Here is a 21,369-nt window from a genome sequence, read left to right as displayed (position 1 = left end):
ATGAGCCACGCGACAGTTCTCGGAATTTCAACGCCGGCGATGCTCTGGCTGGCGGTGAGGGAGCTGCCGTCCCAGATACTCGCCGTGCTCGAGGGGAAGAACGATCGGCATCGTGCGCAGCGCGACGCCGTCACCGCCTTTTCAGTCCGCTGCGCCAGTGCAGCGCTTCTCTATCTTTCGCAGATCGCGCTCGCCCGCTGGATGGGAAGCTACGAGTACGGCATCTACGTCTTCGTCTGGACCTGGGTGATGATCCTCGGTGGCCTCGCCGATTTGGGCCTGGGTGTCGCGACCATTCGCTTCGTGCCGCACTACCGTGAGTCTGGAGATCCGGCGCTCGTGCGCGGCATCGTGCGCGGCTCGCGTTGGCTCTCGCTCGGCGTCGGCACGCTGATCGCCTTCGGCGGCGTCGCGCTGCTCTACGCCTTCGAGCCGCTGGACGGACCGTTCATGCTGCCGGCCTACCTGGCGCTGGTCTGCGTCCCGCTCTACGCGCTCACCTGGGTGCAGGACGGCATCGGCAAGGCCTTCGCGTGGATGGGGCTGTCGCTGGTGCCGGGATATATCGTGCGCCCGGCGCTGTTGCTCATCGCCATGATCGTGGCCCACGCCATCGGCCTTCCCATGGAGGCGAAAACCGCCGCAGCCGCGGCCATCATCGCGACCTGGGTCACGGGCGTGTTGCAAACCGTGCTGATGGACGTGCGCCTCAAGGAGGCCATCGGCAGCGGCACGTACCGCTACGAATTCCCGGTGTGGCTCAAGGCGAGCTGGCCGCTGCTCGCCACCAATGCCAGCGAGTTCGCGCTGCAGAGCGCCGACGTGCTCATCATCTCGCACTACATGACGCCGACCGACGTGGCGATCTACTTTGCCGCGGCAAAAACGATGTCGCTCATTCTGTTCGTGCACTATGCGGTCGGCAGCTCGGTAGCCAACCACTTCGCGGCTCTTGCCGCACGCGGCGATAGGGTTGAACTCGACAAGTTCGCCCGCGACGCCGCTCATTGGACGTTCTGGCCGTCGCTCGCCGCTGGATGCGCGCTCCTGGCGCTCGGACTGCCGCTGCTGTGGCTGTTCGGACCACAGTTCACCTCGGGCTACCCGGTGATGCTGATCCTCGTCGTCGGCTTCCTGTTCCGCGCCTCGATGGGGCCGACTGAGTTCCTGCTCAACATGATGGGCAAGCAGCGGATCAGCGCCGCGGTGCAGGTCACCATGGCGCTGGCGGCGGTGGCGCTCAATTTCCTCTTGGTGCCGTACTACGGATTGATCGGCGCCGCGGTGGCTTCGTCGAGCGTGCTGGTAGTGGGCGCGCTCATGAACAACTACGCGGTAAGCCGCACGCTCGGCATCGAGGTGGCGGTGTGGAGCAACCTGTTCAAGGGAAAGCAGGCGGGCTGAGGCGCCCGCCCTGCAACAGCCGCCCTACATCGGCGTGCCGATCACCAGCGTCCAGAACGACTTGAACTCGGTGCGCGGATCCTGCACCAGCGCAATACCCATGTGGGTCGCGTCACCGAGCAGCAGGTTCTTGTTGTGACCGGGGCTTTCCTTCCAGCCGCGCATCACTTCGTTGAAGTCTACCTGGCCGGTGCCAACATTCTCGGCGGCGAGCCGTGCCTTGAAGCCGACGCGCTTCACGCGGTCCCACGGATTGGAGCCGTCGGAGCCGTAGTGCGAGATGCGATCCCACTTGGCCAGATCGCGCGAGTGCGCCTTCGCCGCTTCGGAGAGCTCGGCGTTGAGCTTGAGCGGCTTCAGGCCCTTGTCCTTGCGGTACTGATTGATGATGTCGCGCGCCCTCTCGGCGTCCAGCGCGGTGTGCGAATAGTCGCGATCGGCGAGCGCGCCGGTCGGCGCCTTCTCGTAGGAGCCGTTCGGCGCCTGATCGTCGAGCTTGGCGTACTGCTGGCCGGCGACGGCCGGGGCGCGCGGCGCCTTCGGCTCACCGCCCAGCGCGACACTCTCGGCCTGCGGTGAGGACGTGATCGAAGCCGTCGTGTCCGATTCATTGAAGCCGGAGGAGATGGATCCGGAACCCAGGCTGCAGGCCCCTAAGGCAACAGCAGCAGTTGCGCATAGCGCGACGCGATACATACGAGCCACTCCCGCGTGGACGATTGCGGTACAACGATTGATCATCGCGTAAACCCGTTAACTCGCCGTTAATGCTAAGGAGTTGCAACCGCACGTCCGGATACGGGGCTCACTGCCGCATATCTTTGAATTCGTGTGGTCTTTTCCCCCTGTTTGCGTCGGCGGCCCCGCGAACGCCTTGTCCGATCTCGCTTCATTATGGTGTCGCCAATTTGACCCGCTTGCGGCGAAAGGCGGGCGAAGCAGCGAAAAGTGACGGGCGCCCATGCAACCATCCACGTCCCATTTGCCGTGCCCTCTTGAAGCCACGGCGATCTCTCACACAATTCCTCGCTAGCGGCCGGTGATTCGCGCGTACGGCCATGCCAACGGCATGAGGAGACGCGTTGTATGTCGGCCCTGAGCGCCAAAGCGCAGCCAGCGCCTGCAGGCGGAGCCGCGCCTTCCGCTGTCGATAATCTCGTCCTGACCCGCATCGCCTGCTCGGGCGGCGCCACGCGCGCCCAGATCGTGCGCGACCTGGGTCCGCTGATGAGTGGCAACCTGTCGACCGCCCAGTGGAAGACGGCCGCCGACACGGCCCTCGCCCGCCTGATGATGAACGGTCAGATGCGCGATGTACGCGGACGTCTGCGCCTGACCGACGGAGGCGAAGCGGCCGTCGCCGCATATTTCGGCGAGAAAGAGGTGCACGCCCGCACCTGGAACGACCAGCGCGATATTTGGCTCGTCGCCAAGTCGCTCGGCGTCGATCCCGGAAAACCGGCGCTGCGTGCGGCTTTATCGCGTCCCGACGGCTTGAGTGCCCTCGTGGTTCAGCACGCCTTCGGGCTCGCCGTGCGCCAAGCGCTGTCACCGTCGAAGCTGCGCGCCGCCCTGGCGCTGGTGGCGCTCGAGCGGGCGTTCGGCGGCAACGTCAAGGAAGGCCTCGCCAAGGGAACGGCACTGTCGGCCAAGGCCGGGCGCGTGCTGGCCGGGCAATTGTTGCAGAAGCCGCGCGAGTTGCCGACCGATACACGCCTCGTCGCCGCGCTGTGCGCCGACTATGCCGCGAGCCCACGCTTCGACATCGACGCGCTGCGCCTCGCCGTGCTGCGCAAGCTCGTACTTGCCGATGCACCGAGCGCCGCGCCCGTCACGCCCAAATCGGCGTTGCGAGCCGTTGGCGATTCGCCACCGCCGGCGGCGCCCAAGTTCACACCACAAGCCGATGCGACGCCGCAGCGCCCTGGACTGGCGCAATTTTCCGCCGGTGTGCTCAACACGGCACGCACCTGCGCCGAGGGCTGGCCAGGGGCCCGTAAGGCGTTTATCTCGAAGGTGTGGGACGCGATTCGCACCTCGCACCCCGAATGGGGCCTCTCCGAGATCGAGTTCAAGGACATGCTGTCCGGCGCCCACCGGGCGGGTCAGCTGGTTCTCGCCGGCGCGGACCTCAAGAACAAACAACACATCAAGGAGTTCGAGGATTCCGCGATCCTCTACAAAAATACCGTTTGGCACTACGTGCGCGTTGAAGACTGAGACGTAGAGGGCCGTCAACTGATGCAGCTCAAAGAAGCTTCTCCGCAGCCAGCACCTGATCGCCTGTTCTCGGCGTTCGAGCAGTCGATCACCTGGGAAGACGATATCTGGCGCGCCGACCCGGTCGACGTCGCGGAGGTGCACGCCAAGGCTCGGCGCAAGTTCAACGATCTTCTGTCCGGCATCATCGCCGGCAAGGGCCCCGGCACGCAGGATCGCATCCTGCTGTTCCACGGTCAGTCGGGCGCCGGCAAGACGCACCTGTTGCGCGCGCTGCGCACCAACGCGCACCGCGCGGGTAGCGCCTACTTCGGCTATGCACAGATGACGCCCGACGTGGCGAACTACGCTGACTACTATCTGCGCCGCCTCGTCCATTCGCTCGAGAAGACCTACGACCCGGATTCTTCCGGCGAGAGCGCGCTGACCCGCCTGACCGACCGCATTGTCGCGAAAGCCGCGATCGACGCCAAGGACCTGCAGAACCTGCGCGAGGCGAGCCTGGATGAGGCGAAGCTTGCCAAGCTCGTCCTCAAGATCGCCGACGATATCGTCGCCTCGCCCAAGTATTCCGCGCAGGAGCTCGACATCAACGTCGTGCGCGCGCTGCTCTATCTGGAACGCCGCGACCCGCGCGTCGACCAGCGCATCCGCCAGTATCTGCACGGCCGCCCGCTGACCGATCTCGCGCATCAGGCCGTCGCCGCGCTCGATCCCAACGGCGGCGAGGACCGCGCCTTCGAGATCATCGCCGCGCTCGGCGCGCTGATGTGGACGGTCGACCGTGCCGCGCTCGTCTTTTGCGTCGATCAGGTCGAGGATCTGCGCTTCTTCTCCGACGCCGAGGAGCGCTTCCAGCGCGCCGTGCGCGACTTGATCCAGATCGCCAACCGCGTCCCCAACGCCATTCTCATCATCTCCTGCCTGGAAGACTTCTACGGACAGGTGCGCGGCGTGCTCGCCCAGTCCTACATCGATCGCATCGAGAAGGCCGGCCCGGTGGCGCTGCTGGAGAGCCGGACGCCGGAAGAGGCGAGGCTGATTATCGCCAAGCGCCTCGCCCACCTGTCCGCTACGGGCGACATCAGCGCCAGCTATCCCGACCCGTCCGCCTACTTCGGTCCACAGTTCTACGAGGAGTTCGCCGGACTATCGACGCGGCGGCTGCTCGAGCACGCCCACAATCGGTTGCGTACCAAGACAGCGCCCGACGCGGACGAGCCCGAGGAGGGCGCCGCGGTACCCGAAACCGGCGGTGGCTTCATCTCCCGCCTCGCCGCAGCCCTCGGGCTCGGCTTCGCGGCTGAAGGCGACGGCGCGGCCGCGTCCGATGCCAGCGTCGACTACCGCGACACGTGGGAGCGGTTCCAGAACGCGTCGGAGGCGGAGATCCCGTCCGACGAACGCGAGCTTCTCGATATTCTTGCCGGCGCCTTGGCGCTCTCCAAGGAGGAGTGGGCCGGCACCATCCAGCTCAACGTCGAGCGCCTCGACTTCGGCGACGACATCTCGGCCATCGACTTCACGCTGAAGCACAAGGCCGGCTACGCCACCGACGGCCGCGTGTTCGTGTGCAACAAGCCGACCCAGGGCGGCGGCCTGAAGCGCCAGCTCGACCGCGTGCTGCCGAACATGGGCGCCAAGCAGTGCTTCATGCTGCGGGCTTCCGACTTCCCGCCCAACCGCAAGAACCAGACGGCGCAGGCGGTGCGCAAGTTCCGCGAGAACGGCGGTCGCACGGCCACCGTGCCGATCGCCGAGTGGGAGCGCATGATGATGGTGCGCGAGTTCCACACGCACCATCGCCAGGATCCGGGTTTCGCCGGCTGGCTCGGCAATGCCAAGCTGTTGTCGAACCTGCCGCTCATCATCCAGCTCTTGCGCCTCGACTTGCTCGGCCGGGCGCTGCCGAAGTCCGCCGCGGCGGAAGCCGAGGCAGCAGTCAACGGGACCAAGGCGAACGGCGGGCGCAGCCTCGTCAGCGCGCTCCATGAAGTGCAGCCCTCCGAGCCGGTGATTGGTGACGAGGAGGAGCAGTTGCCCCTGTCGGTCATCCTCGATGAGAACGGCGGCGGCTCGAGCATCGTTGCCGGCCGCGAGCTGCGCCCTGGCGCCAAGTCGATCACGCTCAACAAGAACGTCTTGAAGCGCCACGCGGCGGTGCTCGGCGGCTCCGGCTCCGGTAAGACCACGCTCGCTTTGACCATCATCGAGCAGCTCCTGCTGCGCGGCATCCCGGCCGTGCTCATCGACCGCAAGGGCGACCTGTGCAGCTATGCCAATCCGGATGTCTGGCGCGAGAACGACGAGGAATTCTCCGAGCGCCGCGGCGAGCGCGAGAAGCTGGCCGACGCGATCGACGTCGCGGTGTTCACGCCGGGGCGCTCCTCGGGACGCCCGATCTCCATCACGCTGCTGCCCAACGGCATCAACGAGCTGCCCGAGCACGAGCAGCAGCTGCTGGCCAACCTGTCATCTGCCGCGATCGGCGAGATGCTGCACCTGAAGAACTCAGCGACCCACCAGAAGCAGTCCGGCACGCTGTCGGTTGCCCTGCGCATCCTCGGCTCGCGCCACAGCCGCGAGGTGACGCTCAACGACCTCATCCACCTCCTCGAGGACGATGACCCGGAGCTTGCCGACCTGACGCAGCGCATGGATCCCTCCGGCAAGCTGCGCCGCGACCTGGTCGCCCAGCTCGACAGCCTCCGCCACCGCAACTCCTCGCTGTTCGAGGCGGGCGGTGAATCGCTGCGCATGGAATCGCTGCTGGGGCTCGGCCCCTATGCCCGCGACGGGCGCACGCGCCTGTCGATCATCTATACGGGCTTCCTCGGCGACAACGAGAACATCCTCTTCTGGGTCTCGCAGTTCTTGGCCGAGGCGCTGCGCTTCTGCCAGCGCAACCCGAACGACGAACTACAGGCGGTCGTCATGTTCGACGAAGCCGATCTTTACATTCCGGCCAATGCCAAGCCGGCTACCGCCGAGCCGCTGCAGAGCTTGCTCAAGCGCGCCCGGTCGGCCGGTCTCGGCATGATGCTGGCGACGCAGTCGCCGGGCGACCTCGACTACAAGAGCCGCGATCAGATCACGAGCTGGTTCATCGGCCGCGTGCGTGAGGACACGGCGCTGCGCAAGCTCAAGGCGGCGTTCCAGAGCGAGTCGGGACTCGAGCCGGCGGCGGTGCTGCCAGGCCAGACGGTCGGCGAGTTCCACCTCGTGCAGGAGGGGCTTGTGCGGCCGATGAAGGCCCAGCGTTCGCTCATCATGGCCGAGCAGGTGCCGTTCGATCGCATCGAGCAATTGGCCCGCGAAACGAAGGGCCAGGACGAGCGCCAGCTGCGCTTGTTCGATGCGCCCGCACGCAGGGCGGCCATGCAAAATAGCAAGCGCGGCTGATGCGCTTTCGCCACGCGTCCACAGGTTGCTTCAACAAGCAGTTGGCGGCGTGAGCACCACGTGGAGTTCAACCAAACTCCACTAGAGCATCTGCTAAATGGCTTTGAAAATTCGCGTTTTCGCCATTGGTCCACAGGGCTCGATGCGCATGCAAACGGCGTACGCTTCGCAAGTGCGAACCTGAACGCTACTTCCCCCGCAAACAGGGCGTGTCAACTTCTTTCTGTTGATGTAATTTCTATAAGTCACTGGAAATTTTAAGGGGGTCTCCAGTGACAATGCGGCAGTGAAAGCGGACGTCGTCGCGTGTCTTCGACGGCGGGTTGTGCGGGGTAGTGTTATGGTTGCGAAGTCATTCATGATGCTTGTCGTTGCGACAGTATTAGGACCAGCCGTGGGCGTCGGCTTGTTCGTGCTGCTGCATACATTCTGACGAGCGGCATTTCAGCATTGCGCCATCGGGCGGGGCCAATATCGCCATAAACCCTCGCTAGCTCTCGCGGGTTCAGAGCGCCGTTGCGCTCATCCCTCGTGCGAGCCGGCAGGCCAATGCTCGTCGTATTCCGCGTGCTCGTGCGAGCGCTAGAGCTCCTGGCGCTGCTGCCGTTCCGCATTTTGCATCTTCTGCTCGATCGGGTGGCGTTCAACCCCCGCCTCGGCCCGCTGCGCCACGTCGCTGCGGCCGGCATCTTCTACGTCTGCAGCGCACTCATCCTCGTCTATGTGCTGGCTCCGATCCGCGGCGCGGTCGGCCACTACACGCTCGGGCCAAAGCTGCATTATGACGCCGAGCGCTGGCTGGCGACCGCGATCTACGATGCGCGCGGCAGCTTCGTTGGAACGTTCGATCCGCGCCTCGATAGCCTGCGCGATGTAAACTACACGAGCGAGGCGATCGACGTCGGCGACTACGTCGCCAACCCCGATCACAAGTCGATCCCGGTGCGCGAAGTCCCGGAGCAATATTGGCAGTGCCTCGTCTATCACGAGGACCGCAATCTCGGTGGCGTGCTGAACCCGTTTGGCATCGACCTGCCAGGCGTCTTGAAGATCCCGTTCTCGACCGTGCGCCGCTCGATCGCCGCCAAGCGGCTGGTGCTGGGCGTGGGCGGATCGACGCTTTCGATGCAGCTCGTCCGCGTCATCTACAAGACCCCGCCGCACGCCAGCGAAGGCGCGCTGGTGAAGCTGAAGCGCAAGTTCGGCGAATGGTGGCTGGCGCCGGTCATCTACCGCGAGCTGACCGGAAACGGCAGCCAGACGGCGTTGAAGCAATGGGCCGCGAACCACCTCTGGCTGGCGCAGCGGACGGGCGGCGCGCCCCTGCACGGCATCGAGCTCACGAGCCGCATCGTGTTCGGCAAGGAATCTCCCGACTTGACGATCGCCGAGCAGTTCGTGCTCGCCTCCGCCGTCAACCGGCCGATCATTCTCATGGAGGGCAGCGAACGGCTCAATGCCGTGCGGCTCGACCGCTGGCGCTACATCGTCGAGGTGCGGGCGCGTACCTGTGCCGAGAAGCTCATCAAGGACGAGGCGCTGCAGAAGGAGGTGCTGTTCGATCTCGTCGCCATGGCTGCCGGGCCGCCCGACCCGAAGATCAAGCCGCGCCTGCAGCACGCGCTGGACGAGTACGCGCCCGGTCAGGCGCTGGCGGCGCTGGCCAACCCCGTGATCCGCGCCAATGCACTGATGCCGGCGGCGCGCTACGGCGTGCGCGAGGAGATGAAGCAGCGCTACGGTTTCGCCTGGCGCGACCACGTGCGCGGCATCACCACCACTTTCGACGTCGTGAAGAACCTCGCTCTCGGTGGAGTTATCCGCGGCAAGCTGGCCAACGTCGACGGCAAGTATGCCGACAAGATAGACGCCGGTTTCACCCTCGACCCGGCCAAAATATCGGACGAGCGCCACAGCCCCGGCGTCATCGTGGCGGCTGCCAACGCCGACGGGGAGATCGTCCGCTACTACGAGCAGGGCGAGAACGCCGCTTATTTCGGCTCACCATTCGCGCGCGAGACGGGCACCGGCTACTACGACAGCGGTCGCGAGAGCCGCATGGTCGCATCGACCGGCAAAATCATCGCCGCCATCGCCATCGCCAACACCATGCGCGACACGCCGCAGTCGCTCTATCTCGATGCGCACGCACCGGCGCAGGGGCTGGAGACTTGTGCGCGCGGCGAACAGCGGCAGGGGCGGCGCGCCGTCGTTGCCTTCGCCTGCTCGCTCAACGACCCGCTCATGAACCGCACCGCGCAGGTGGGACAGGGGCGCGTGCAACGCCTGATCGATCAGCTCGGCTTCAACATGCCGCCGGTGAACGCCGACGGCAGCGGCACCCCGCCGTCGACCGCCGTGGTGCTGGGCCAGGTTGCAGCGGCGCCGCGGAGGGTGCACCACCTGGCCGGCGTCGTTCTGGCCAGTCTCATCGGCCGGGGCGGCACGCCGCTTCCGGCGCCGACGCTGGTCAAGCAGTACGATTTCACCAACACCAACGAGCCGGAGCCCGACCGGGCGCGCAAGATCGTACCCAACTCGATCATCCGCGCCGGCGGGCGAAGCCTCGTGCGGGCGCTCCTGCAAGCCCCGCTCTGCTATGAAGCGGCCGGCAAGCCGACGGGCACGTTGAAGGATCTTTCGGCCTGGTGTGCGGCCCGACGCCCCGGGCTCAACCTGCACTTCGCCAAGACCGGTACGCAGGTGACGGAGGATTCCGACGCCACCGTGGACGCTTGGGTCGCAGGCGGACTGCAGTTCGCCAGCGGTGCCGCTTACTCCTACGTCGTCGTCGTCGGCACCGGGTCGGCGCGCGAGCCGTGGGCGCGGAACCTGCACGCCGCGCAGGTTGCCGTACCGCTCGTCGACGCACTGCTGGCGGATTTGGAGGCGGAAGCGTCGGGCAAGAAGCGGGCGCCGATTGTGCCCGCAAAGAAGGCGCCGGCCGCTTCAGTATCCGGAGCGAAGAAGCCGGCGCGCCTCACATCGAACTGAGCTGTGCGAAGTTCCGCACCAGCCGCGTTCCGCCATCGGCGCGCCGTACTGGCGACAAAAACCGCGCCTACCAAGGCGTTGGATCACTTACCGGCACGACGGAAGACACTGAACAGCGAAAGAGGCGTTTCGCGCATTCGGTGGTGGGCGGTCCCGCGCGCTAACGGCGTTGCGGGTCGACGACCATCTGTGCGCCGATCGGTTGAGCAGGTCACCAATGTCGTTGCGGACGGGCGCGCCATGGTCGCGCACGAGGACTACCACCGGCGGCTTCGGCCACGAGGCCCCTTCCGATTGGGCCGATCCAGATGCACCCAAGCGCGACTGGAAGAAGCTCGTATTGATCGTCGGGCTCGCCGGCCTGTCGTGGGTCGCGACCTATGTCGGCATGCTCGAGCTCATCGAGAGCAACATGGGCTCGCTGCCGCTGGTCCATAAGCTGATCATCGGCTTCTCGGTCGCCATGCTGATGACCATGGTCGTCTGGCTGCTCGACCAGATGTTCTCGCCGGTCGACTGGTTCACGCGGCTCGCCTACATCTTCGGCTACGTGTTCCTGACCATCATTTCGATCGGCTTCGGCTTCGGTTTCTACTGGAAAGTCCTGGAAAGCCGCGCCGAGGCCGGCCGTTCGGCGGAAAGCGCCGTCGGCCAGGTGCAATCGTCGCTGCACGCCGCGGCAACGCGCCTCGAGCAACTACAGGCGACGCTGGTGCAGCTCTCCACCATGTCGACCGACAAGGCGACGCTGGAGCGCGACAAAGGCACCTCCTGTCCCAACTCGTCCCCGGGCGACGGCCCGCGGCGCAAGATGCGCGACGAGGACGCCGCCCGCTTCAACTTCGCCTCCGAGTTCGTGAAGGGCCGCGTCGGCGCCATCAAGGGCGACATGGGCGCCCTCGATGCCGAACTCGCCAAGATCGTCTCCAACGACACCTCGATCATCGATGCGCACGGTACGCGCAACGAGTTCATGCGCACCCTCGGCCGGCGCCTCGACATGACCGTGACCGGATTCAACGCCTTCCGCACCGATCCCCAATTGCGCCAGATCCGCACCGACCTGGCCGACCGCGCCGAGCGCACCACCATCGACGGCGGCAACGGCAAGCACATCGTCTGTCCCGACGCGCAGTTGCAGGTCGCAGTGCGCGGCGTGGTGCGCGCGATCGATCAGCTCCCGACGCTCGAGAAGCCGGAGATCGCCGCGGTCGAGGGCTCGGAAGCGACCATCGAGGCGTTCCGGCGTCTGACCGCCACGTTTTTCGGCCTCCTGTCGTTCGAGCTTCCGCCCTCGGCGGACGAACTGCGCGAACTCCAGCAGAGGGCGGTGCAGTCGATCGAGAATCCGGGTTCTCTCCACGCCCTCAACCATGAGGCGGTCGGGCTTTCGAAGCGGGATTACATCCCTCTCGGCGTCGCCGTATTCGTCGACCTCTGCCTGTTGCTCGTCTCGATCGGGCGGCCGATGAACCGCTTCGTCGCCACGCGCCAGAGCATGATCGAAGCCGAGCGCGGACCGGTGTTTCCCATCCTGTCGCGCTTTTCCGAGATCCATAACCACGACGAGCTGCGGCGCACGTTCGACGTGTTCCGTGAGGTGATCTTCGAATCGGGCGGCACCTACTACGTCGCCGTGCCGCTCAATGCCCCGCTTGGCCACCCCCAGCGCGAGCAGCTCCGCCGCGATGCGCAGGCCCTCGCCAACCTCTGCTATGCGCTCGAGGGCCAGGGCGTGCTCGCCCGCCCGTGGAAGATCGCGCCTGGGCTCGTCGCCACCCGCAAGCTGCGCCGCCAGGGTTCGAAGTTCATCGAGTGCTACCGCGACAACCACGTCGCGCCGGTGCCGCGCGCCGCCCGGGCGCTCAAGTCCCTCTTCATTGCCGACCGCCTGGCCGACGACCGCCCTGCCTTTCGCATCTACGCCTTCAAGAGCGGGGCGTGGCCGGAGTTGATCCTCGGCGCCGTCATGGGCGCGGCGGGGAGCATCGAGGCGGAGCGCCGCCGCCAAGAGCACGTGAAGCCGACGGTCGAGGAGGTCGCCGAGGTGCGCGCCGAGTTCGAGCGCGAGGTATCGGCTGCCGCCAAGCCGCGCCGCGCCGGTATCGACACTAGCGGGCTCGACAGCGAGCTCATGGTCCGCCGCCGCACGCGCAAGCGTCCGAATATCTTCAAGCATCGGCCGGGCGCGGCGCCCGAGCCACGGCATACGTTGTCGATTGGACCGGCACCCGAGGAGCGGCGGCGCGAACCGGGGCTGCGCCCAACGCCGGCAGCCGGCGACAAGGCGTTCCGCCAGCGGTTTGGCAGCTATGCGGGCCTCGCCGAGGCGGAGTTGACGACGTATCGCGATGTCGACGACGCTCCCGAGCACGCCAACAGCAATACCGAGCGCCCCGAATCCGATGAAGCGGCAGTCGTCGTGCCTTTCCCGGCACCTGCGCAGGCAGCGGTTGCCCCTCCGCGCCCCGCCACCTCGTTCGCCGAGCGCATCGCCACGGCGCTGGCGGCCGAGCCATTGACGGAAGCTGTCGACGGACGCCCGACCATCGGGGTGGAGCTGCGGCGTGAAACCGCCACCTTCCACGTGCCGGTGAGCGAGGCGTCGCTGCCGGAAGCCCTGATGAAGCTGAGCGGCGGTGCCTACCGGCTCGAGGCCGAGGCCGCATTGCCGCAGCTCGAGATGTCACCTGCCGCTCCGGTGGCCGCCCAGTTGATCGAAGAAGCCGAGGCGATCGCGCTGCAGGACGAATCCACTCCACAGGATTTCGAATCGGCTGACTTCGAGCCGCCACGGGTCTTACGCAAGATGGTGGATTAAGCCGTTGGCGGAACATCGAGAAGGGAGCGCGCGCAGGGCGCTCCGCAACACTTGTTTAACCCAAATGACATCTTAATGGCCGGCAACAGCAACAATCCCGGGTGCGATGTGTGGCGCGCTACGAAACCGGGCAACATGGGGGACTACGGTCATGACAATTGAAACGCCTTCATATCTCCATGGCCTGTCCATTGCCGACAAAGTGTCCAAGCTGACTGCTTTCATCGGCGAAGATCTCGACGCGCGCTCGGCCCACGGCATGCAAGTCACCGGCGGTTGCTACCTGCTGGTGGCCCGCTCGCCCGACAGTCCCGTCGCCCAAGCCCTGCGCGCGCACGCCGCTCGCCTGTCAGCGATGGGCATCCACGTTCGCGCCATCTTCAGCGAGGTGGATATCTCCAAGCCGGCTCAGCTGATGGCGCCGTTCTCTATGCCGAGCGAGTGCCGCCTCACCCGCGACCCGCGCCTGCTGGCCGCGCATGAGCAGCTGACCCTGACCCCCACCTGCACCTGGGTCGGAGACTGCATGCGCCGCGAGCCGGGCAAGCGCGATGCGCTCGAGCGCTATGCCCCGGACTGCGCCCAGACCGGGGCGCATGCCTCTCGTTCCTTCGAGAGCCTCTGGCGCGCCACCGCTCCCCTCCACTCCATGCCGCCCATCACCGCCGCCCTGGCGCAGATGCCGGACATGCTCGCCGCCGAGGGCCTGCCGTACGGCATGCGCCGCCAGTAACGGCCTCAAACACCTTTCGTCTCCCGACGACAGCGGGGCCGGTGCGCAAGCATTGGCCCCGCTGCGTTTTGGGCCGGGTACAAGCGGGCGCAACTGCCAGGAAAAGGCGATAAGAAAACCATTATCCCCACCGCATGGACATTGGACCCTGATCGCCTTCACCGGGACATCCGCCTTCTCGATAATGCACTTGGATCGTTCCGGCTCAGACCTTCAGGGTGGCCACCATGCCTTTGCTCGCGCGCCTCATACTCGCCCTCACGCTTCTCCTCCCCCCGCTGGCGCCCGTCATGGCCCAGACCTCCCAAGCGGTGCATCCCTTCGCCCACCAGGGCGTGAAGGAGGACTCGCAGCGCTACGAGGCGTACCTCAAATCCAACTGGAAACTGTCGGGCAAGAGCGCCGCCGATCTGCGGCGTGAAGGCGACCGGGCGTTGCGCAGCGACGCGCGCGCGGCGTCACGCGCTTTCGCCGGTGCCGCGGTTGCCGACGGACGCGATGCCGACGCATGGATCGGCCTCGCTCGCTCGCTGCTCGCCATTCCCGCCGATCCGAACAAGGATAGCGAGCGCTACGACTTGCCGGTGAACGCTTCCGGCGCTGCCTACATCGCCTACGAGCGCGCCAAGGACGATCCGCAGAAGGCGCGCGCCCTCGCCGTCCTCGGCGACGCGTTGGTGCGCCGCTCCTACTGGCGACCGGCACTCGACGCCCTGAAGATCAGCCTGGCGCTCGCCGACAACGGCGCGGTACGCGAGTCCTACGACAAGCTGCGCACCGAGCACGGCTTCCGCATGACCGACTACAAGGCAGAAGCCGAAACGGCGTCGCCGCGTCTGTGCCTGCAGTTCTCCGAGGGCCTCGCGCGCGGCCAGGTCGACTTCGCCAAGTTCGTCTCTGTCGACGGCAAGGACCCGCAGAGCGTCACCCCCGAGAACGAGCAGCTGTGCATCGACGGGTTAAGCCACGGCCAGCGCTACAAGGTGCAGGTGCGCGAAGGCCTTCCCTCCGCCGTCGAGGAGGAGCTGACAAAGACCATCGACATCGCCGTCTATGTGCCCGACCGCAAGCCGTTCGTGCGCTTCTCCGGCAAGTCGTACGTGCTGCCGAGCCGCGGCCAGCAGGGTATTCCGCTCGTCTCCATCAACACAGCCAAGGTCGAGGTCGAGGTCTACCGTATCGGCGACCGCAACCTCGTCGGTGCCCTCGAGAACGGCGACTTCCAGAGGCAGCTGCAGGGCTATGAGCTCGAGCAGATCCGCGCCCGTACCGGCGAGAAGATCTTCAGTGGCTCGATGGACGTACCGCAGAAGCTCAACGAGGAGATCACCACGGCGCTCCCCGTCACCGACGCGGTCGGCAAACTGAAGCCCGGCGTCTACGTGATGATCGCCAAGCCGACGCAAAAGTCGAAGAACGACTACGGCAGCGAGGCGACGCAGTGGTTCATTGTCTCCGACCTCGGCCTCACCGCCTTCTCCGGCGATGACGGCGTGCATGCCTTCGTTCGCTCGCTCGCCGACACGAACCCGTCGGCCGATGTCAACGTCAAGCTGATCGCTCGCAACAACGAGGTGCTGGGCACGGCGAAAACGGACGCGCGCGGCTATGCGCGCTTCGAGTCGGGCCTCAGCCGCGGCGAAGGCGGCCTGCAGCCGGCGCTTCTCATGGCCGAGAGCTCGACAGGCGAATATGCCTTCCTCGATCTCACGTCCGGCGCCTTCGATTTGAGCGACCGCGGCGTCAAGGGCCGCGAGCCTCCCGGCCCGCTCGACGGTTTCATCTATACGGAGCGCGGCGTCTACCGCCCCGGCGAGGACGTGCACATCGCGGCACTGGTGCGTGACGGCGCCGGAAAGGCGGCGACTCTGCCCGTGACGCTGATCGTCAGCCGTCCCGACGGCGTCGAGCACGCCCGTTACACACTCAAGGACCGCGGCCTCGGCGGCCGCGACATCACCCTGCCGCTGGCGCCGTCGTCGCAGACGGGCACCTGGCGCGCCAAGCTCCACACCGACCCCGACAAGGACCCGATCACCCAGGTGACGTTCCTCGTCGAGGACTTCGTTCCCGAGCGCCTCGACCTCAAGCTCGAGCCGCCGGCCGCAGCGCTGTCGCCGCAGGAGACGCAGACCATCAAGGCGGTAGGCCGCTATCTCTACGGCCCGCCGGCTGCCGACCTCGCCATCGAGGGCGACATCGTGGTGAAGCCGTCGAAGAAGGACGTCGAGGGCTACCCCGGCTTCCAGTTCGGTCAGGCGGACGAGACCATCGAGCCGGTGCGCAAGCCGCTCGACGCGGCGACCACGACCGACGCGGAGGGCATCGCCCAGGTCGCTGTTACGCTGCCGCCGGTCACGCAGACGGCGAAGCCGCTCGAAGCGAGCGTCATCCTGCGCCTGCGTGAATCGGGCGGACGCACCATCGAGCGGAGCATCAGCATCCCCGTCGACCTGCATCAGGCGCGCATCGGCATCAAGCCGCTGTTCAAAGGCACCGACCTCGACGAGAAGCAGACCGCGTCGTTCGAAGTGGTTCAGCTCGACAGCACCGGCAAGCGTGCCGCTGCCGATGGCCTGACGTGGGTGCTCAACCGGCTCGACACGAACTGGCAGTGGTATCGCCGCGACGGACAGTGGAACTACGAGGCGGTGACGCTTACCCGCAAGGTCGCCGACGGCACCATCTCGACCACCGCCGACGGCGCCTTCGCCAAGATCGATGCCAACGTCGACTGGGGCCGCTACAAGCTCGAGATCGTTTCGGCTGACCCGAACGGCCCGTCTGCCAGCGTGACGTTCAACGCCGGCTGGTACACGGCGGCGAGCGAGGCCGAGAGCCCGGAGATCCTCGATGTGGCTCTCGATCGTGCCGGCTACAAGCCGGGCGACACCGCCAAGCTGCGTATTGCTACCAAGCAGGGCGGCAAGGCGCTCATCTCGGTGCTGTCGGGCGGCCTTCTCTCCATGCAGGAGATCGACGTTCCCAACGGCGGCGGCGAAGCCGACGTGAAGGTGGGCGAGGGCTGGGGTGCCGGCGCCTACGTCACCGCCATGCTCTACCGTCCGCTCGACGAAGGCCTGAAGCGCATGCCCTCGCGCGCCATCGGCGTGCAGTGGCTGGGCCTCGACCAGGCGGAGAACACGCTGAAGGTCGAGCTCGGCACGCCCGAAAAGATCAAGTCGGGCACCACGCTGACCGTGCCCGTGAAGGTTGACGGGCTGAAAGCCGGCGAGGAGGCGCGCGTCACGCTCGCCGCCGTCGACCTCGGCATCCTCAACCTGACGCGCTTCCAGACGCCGTCGCCGGAATCCTGGTTCTATGCACAAAGGCGCATGGGGCTGGAGATCCGCGACTTCTACGGCCGTTTGATCGACGGCATGCGCGCCGAGCGTGGCACGCTGCGCTCGGGCGGTGACGGCGGTGCCGACATGGGCCTGCAGGGCAGCCCGCCCGTGGAAGCGACGGTCGCCGAGTTCTCCGGGATCGTCACTATCGGTGCCGACGGGACGGCGAAGGTCGACTTCGACATCCCCGACTTCAACGGTACCGTCCGCGTCATGGCGGTCGCCTGGAGTGCCGACAAGCTAGGTCACGGCCAATCGGACGTCATCGTGCGCGACGCCGTGGCGCTCACCGCCTCGGGTCCCCGTTTCCTGACGCTCGGCGACGAGGCACGCCTCGACATTGCCGTGCACAACGTGGAAGGACCGCAAGCCGCCTACAAGGTCGAGCTCATCAACGGCGAAAACGCCGTGCACACGGCGAGCCTCGACCTCAAGGCGAACGAGCGGCGCTCCGAGCACGTGCCGGTGAAGCCTGAGACCGTCGGCCTCGTCGAGTATGACATCCGCGTCACCGGTCCCAACGGCATCGACGTCAAGCGTCATTTGACCTTCGATGTGAAACCGCCGGCCGGCGACATCAAGCGCACGACCATCGCCAAGCTGAAGGCGGGTGGAAACATCTCGCTCAGCCCGGATCTGGTGCGCGACATGATCGCCTCCCGTACCCGCGTGTCGATCGCCGTCGGCCCCATCGCCACGCTCGACATCCCGGCGCTGCTCACCTCGCTCGACCGCTACCCCTACGGTTGCGCCGAGCAAACCGTGAGCCGCGCGCTGCCACTCGTCTACGCCAACGCGGTTGCCGCCCAGCTCGGCATCGCGCCGGACAAGGAGCTGAAAGCGCGCGTGCAGGCGGCCGTCGACCGCGTGTTCGATATGCAGGACTCCGGCGGCGCCTTCGGCGTCTGGGGTCCGGTCACCACCGACCTGTGGCTGACCGGCTACGTCACTGACTTCCTCACCCGCGCCAAGGAGCAGGGCTTTGTGGTCAACCCGCAGGGCTTCAACCAGGCGCTCGACCGGCTGCAGAACTTCATCGCCTACGCGGAGGACTTCCAGAAGGGCGGTGAGGATCGGGCCTACGCGCTCTACGTCCTTGCCCGCAACGGCCGCGCGCCCATCGGCGACCTGCGCTACTACGCCGACACGCGTCTCGACCGCTTCTCCACGCCGCTCGCCAAGGCGCAGCTCGGCGCGGCGCTGGCGATGATGGGCGACAAGCCGCGTGCAGAGACGGCGTTCGCCTCGGCCCTCGACGCCCTCGATCTGCCCGAGGCGACGGGGCTCGGCGGCTACCGTGCCGACTACGGCTCCGACTTGCGCGACAGCGCGGCATTGGTGACGCTCGCCACCGAAACGCGTGTCTCCAACGTCGAAGCGCCGAAGCTCGTCAACGTCATCGCCCAGGCCTACACGGGCCGCAGCTATACGTCGACGCAGGAGCAGGCGTGGATGCTGATGGCGGCGCACGCGCTTGCCGAGGAAGGCAACGATCTGAAGCTGATCGTCAACGGCGCCCCGGTCGTCGGTGCGGTCACCCGCGCCATGTCGGCGGAAGAGCTGCTGAAGTCGCCGCTCACCGTCACCAACGACGGCACGGCGCCGGTCGACGCTGTCGTCAGTGTCATCGGCTCGGCGCTTACGCCCGAGCCGCCGGTCTCCAAGGGCTTCACCATCGAGCGCAGCTATTACACGCTTGACGGCACGCCCGTGGACCTGAAGAGCGCCACCGGCGGTACCGCGCAGATCCAGCAGAACGAGCGTCTGGTCGCGGTCGTCAAAATCTCGGCGACCGACCCCGGCGGCCGCGTGCTGCTCGTCGACCGGCTACCCGCCGGCTTCGAGATCGACAACCCGCGTCTGGTCGACTCTGGCGACGTCAAGGCTCTCGACTGGCTGAAGACGACCGTGCAGCCGGAGCATTCCGAGTTCCGTGACGACCGCTTCGTCGCCGCCTTCAACTTCTCCAGCGCCGGCTCCGAGCAGGCGACGGCAGAGGGCGAAAGCACGCCGGACGGTCAGGCCGTGACCAAGGGACCGGCCGCCTCGGCAACGGTCGCTTACATGGTCCGCGCGGTGACGCCGGGTGCGTTCGTGCATCCTGCGGCCACGGTCGAGGACATGTACCGGCCCGAGCGCTACGCGCGCTCGGCGGCGGGCAAGCTCACCGTGACGCCGGGCAAGTGATGCAGATGCGCGACGCGATCAAAAGACGGCTCTCCTTTTCCTGGAGGAGAACGTCCAACGGCGGGGAGACACACAGCTCCCCGCCGGCCGCGCCGCGCGCCAAGCGCTATCTTCGCCACGCACTGATCGGCGCCGGGACGCTGGCCGGCGCAGTCGCCGTAGCTGCCGTCAGCGGCTACATCGCCGTAGACCGGCTGGGGGCGCCGGACCTCGCGCAGGTCAACCAACTCTCGACCACGGTGCTCGACCGCAACGGTCACCTGCTGCGCGCCTTCACCACCCAAAGCGGCCGCTGGCGTTTGCCGGTGGAGGCGAGCGACGTCGACCAGCGCTACCTCGCCATGCTCATGGCCTTCGAGGACAAGCGCTTCTACGAGCACGGCGGCATCGACATGCGGTCGCTGGCGCGCGCCGCGGTGCAGCTCGTCGAAAACCGCCGCATCGTCTCCGGCGCCTCGACGCTCACGATGCAGGTCGCGCGCCTCATCGAAGGGCGCTACGAGCGCTCGGGCGGCGCCAAGCTGCGCCAGATCGTCGGCGCGCTGCAGCTCGAGCATCATCTCAACAAGCGGCAGATCCTGTCGCTCTACCTGCGGCTGGCGCCGTTCGGCGGCAACATCGAAGGCGTCCGCGCGGCTTCTCTCGCCTATTTCGGCAAGGAGCCGCGGCGGTTGTCGATCGGCGAGGCGGCGCTGCTCGTCGCCCTGCCGCAATCACCCGAGTGGCGGCGACCCGATCGCAATCCGCGTGCCGCGCGCGTTGCCCGCGACCGGGTGCTCCAGCGGGCAACCGAAGAGGGCGTGATCACCGAGGCGGAGGCGCGCCGGGCCGCCCTCGAGCCGGTCCCCATCGGGCGGCGCGCCTTCCCCAAGCTCGCCCCGCACCTCGCGGAAGCCGAGGTAATGGCGCAGCCGAAGGAAACGGTGCACCTGCTCACCATCGATCGCGGCGTGCAGCGAGCGCTCGAGGCTCTCGCCGAGGAGCAGACCAAGCTCCTAGGCCGCAAGCTGTCGGCCGCCATTCTCGCCGTCGACCACACCACCGGCGAGGTGATCGCCCACGTCGGCTCGGCGGGCTACCTGGACGATGCGCGCGCCGGCGCCATCGACATGGTCAACGCCATGCGCTCGCCCGGCTCGACGCTGAAACCCTTCATCTACGGCCTGGCGTTCGAGGCCGGCCTCGCCCATCCCGAGACGCTGATCGAGGACCGCCCGGTACGCTACGGCAGCTACGCGCCGAAGAACTTCGACGAGGACTTCCACGGCACGGTGACGATCCGCGATGCGCTGGCCCAGTCGCTCAACATCCCGGCCGTGAAGGTTTTGTCGGCCGTCGGACCCGGCAAGCTCGCCGGCCGCTTCCGCAAGATCGGCGTCGAGCCGGCCTTCCCCGACAAGACAGTGCCGACGCTCGCCATGGCGCTCGGCGGCGTCGGACTGACGCTGCACGACGTCACGACGCTGTATGCGGGCCTCGCGCGCGGCGGCGATGTCGTACCGCTTGTCCACCGGCGCGCCGACGTTGCCGATGCCGCCAAGGCATTGCTTCACGGGAAACAGGCTGAGCGTAAGCGCCTGTTATCGCCGCTCGCCGCCTGGTACGTCAGCGACATCCTCAAGGATGCCCCCCCGCCCGTGAATGCCAAGGCCGGCCGCTTTGCCTACAAGACCGGCACCTCGTACGGCTACCGCGACGCGTGGGCCGTCGGATACGATGGCAAGTACACCGTCGCCGTGTGGGTCGGCCGGCCCGACGGGGCATCCACCCCGGGGCTGTCCGGCCGCGTCGCCGCCGCGCCCATCCTCTTCGATGCCTTCGCGCGCCTGGGCGACAAGCGAACGCCGCTGTCCGGTCCGCCGTCCGGGGCGCTGCGCGTGACGGGCTCCGAGCTGCCACCGCCGCTCAAACGCTTCCGCGAAGGCGGCATTGCCGACGTGGCGCAGGGTCCATTCCTCGAGCCACGCGTCCTCATCTCTTTCCCGCCCGACCGGGCCGAGGTCGAGACCGAAACCGGCGACCAGCTGCTGCTCAAGGCGAGCGGCGGCGTGCTGCCGCTGACCTGGCTCGTCAACGGCGCGCCGATCACGTCGGACCCGCGCGCCCGCCAGGTCGTCTGGCAGCCGGACGGCAACGGCTTCGTAAGGCTGTCGGTGGTCGACGCGAAGGGCCGGGTCGACCGCGTCACGGTCCGCCTCAAAGGCTCCGAGGGCGTTGTCACGATGGCGGGCGAGGAGCAGAAGCGGTAGTCTCCGCGCTTG

Annotated in this window: 9 protein-coding genes; 8 read left to right on the top strand and 1 reads right to left on the bottom strand. The window is 67.0% G+C overall.

From position 1 onward, the window contains the following. Positions 1-1,404, top strand: a complete 1,404-nt coding sequence (locus GIW81_RS12770; protein WP_195930552.1) for a lipopolysaccharide biosynthesis protein — start codon at positions 1-3, stop codon at positions 1,402-1,404. 24 nt (positions 1,405-1,428) lie between these two features. Here the strand turns inward: GIW81_RS12770 and GIW81_RS12765 are convergent, their stop codons facing one another. Then, a complete protein-coding gene (locus tag GIW81_RS12765; protein WP_154739770.1) occupies positions 1,429-2,100 on the bottom strand; it encodes a CAP domain-containing protein in 672 nt (223 codons plus the stop codon). Positions 2,101-2,490: 390 nt separating this feature from the next. On the opposite strand from GIW81_RS12765, the gene GIW81_RS12760 reads away from it, so the two are divergent. From GIW81_RS12760 to pbpC, 7 genes are all read left to right on the top strand, one after another. Next, complete coding sequence (locus tag GIW81_RS12760) at positions 2,491-3,624, top strand: hypothetical protein (protein WP_154739769.1); 1,134 nt, start codon at positions 2,491-2,493, stop codon at positions 3,622-3,624. 21 nt (positions 3,625-3,645) lie between these two features. Then, complete coding sequence (locus GIW81_RS12755) at positions 3,646-7,026, top strand: BREX system ATP-binding domain-containing protein (RefSeq protein WP_154739768.1); 3,381 nt, start codon at positions 3,646-3,648, stop codon at positions 7,024-7,026. A 549-nt stretch (positions 7,027-7,575) separates the two neighbouring features. Continuing rightward, positions 7,576-10,020, top strand: a complete 2,445-nt coding sequence (locus GIW81_RS12750) for a transglycosylase domain-containing protein (RefSeq protein ID WP_154739767.1) — start codon at positions 7,576-7,578, stop codon at positions 10,018-10,020. 217 nt (positions 10,021-10,237) lie between these two features. Further along, entirely contained in the window at positions 10,238-12,841 is a 2,604-nt protein-coding gene (locus GIW81_RS12745) for a hypothetical protein (RefSeq protein WP_154739766.1), read from the top strand. A 151-nt stretch (positions 12,842-12,992) separates the two neighbouring features. Next, the gene (locus GIW81_RS12740; protein ID WP_154739765.1) at positions 12,993-13,574 is read left to right on the top strand and encodes a hypothetical protein; all 582 of its coding nucleotides are present in this window, start codon (positions 12,993-12,995) and stop codon (positions 13,572-13,574) included. 227 nt (positions 13,575-13,801) lie between these two features. Continuing rightward, the gene (locus GIW81_RS12735; RefSeq protein WP_154739764.1) at positions 13,802-19,108 is read left to right on the top strand and encodes an alpha-2-macroglobulin family protein; all 5,307 of its coding nucleotides are present in this window, start codon (positions 13,802-13,804) and stop codon (positions 19,106-19,108) included. Between the two features lie 5 nt (positions 19,109-19,113). After that, positions 19,114-21,357: a penicillin-binding protein 1C gene (gene pbpC, locus GIW81_RS12730; RefSeq protein WP_154739763.1), complete on the top strand. Its 2,244-nt coding sequence runs from the start codon at positions 19,114-19,116 to the stop codon at positions 21,355-21,357. Positions 21,358-21,369 lie beyond the last annotated feature (12 nt).

It is taken from the genome of Hyphomicrobium album (assembly GCF_009708035.1).
GTDB lineage: Bacteria > Pseudomonadota > Alphaproteobacteria > Rhizobiales > Hyphomicrobiaceae > Hyphomicrobium_A > Hyphomicrobium_A album.
Note: the sequence above shows the minus strand (reverse complement) of the source record. Positions and strands in the feature narration are given on the sequence as shown.

Excerpts from the sequence above, each read along its gene's own strand:
- GIW81_RS12760 (WP_154739769.1), top strand. The coding sequence starts at position 2,491 with ATGTCGGCCCTGAGCGCCAAAGCGCAGCCAGCGCCTGCAGGCGGAGCC.
- GIW81_RS12745 (WP_154739766.1), top strand. The coding sequence starts at position 10,238 with ATGTCGTTGCGGACGGGCGCGCCATGGTCGCGCACGAGGACTACCACC.
- GIW81_RS12735 (WP_154739764.1), top strand. The coding sequence starts at position 13,802 with ATGCCTTTGCTCGCGCGCCTCATACTCGCCCTCACGCTTCTCCTCCCC.
- pbpC (WP_154739763.1), top strand. The coding sequence starts at position 19,114 with ATGCGCGACGCGATCAAAAGACGGCTCTCCTTTTCCTGGAGGAGAACG.
- GIW81_RS12750 (WP_154739767.1), top strand. The coding sequence starts at position 7,576 with ATGCTCGTCGTATTCCGCGTGCTCGTGCGAGCGCTAGAGCTCCTGGCG.
- GIW81_RS12765 (WP_154739770.1), bottom strand. The coding sequence starts at position 2,100 with ATGTATCGCGTCGCGCTATGCGCAACTGCTGCTGTTGCCTTAGGGGCC.
- GIW81_RS12770 (WP_195930552.1), top strand. The coding sequence starts at position 1 with ATGAGCCACGCGACAGTTCTCGGAATTTCAACGCCGGCGATGCTCTGG.
- GIW81_RS12755 (WP_154739768.1), top strand. The coding sequence starts at position 3,646 with ATGCAGCTCAAAGAAGCTTCTCCGCAGCCAGCACCTGATCGCCTGTTC.
- GIW81_RS12740 (WP_154739765.1), top strand. The coding sequence starts at position 12,993 with ATGACAATTGAAACGCCTTCATATCTCCATGGCCTGTCCATTGCCGAC.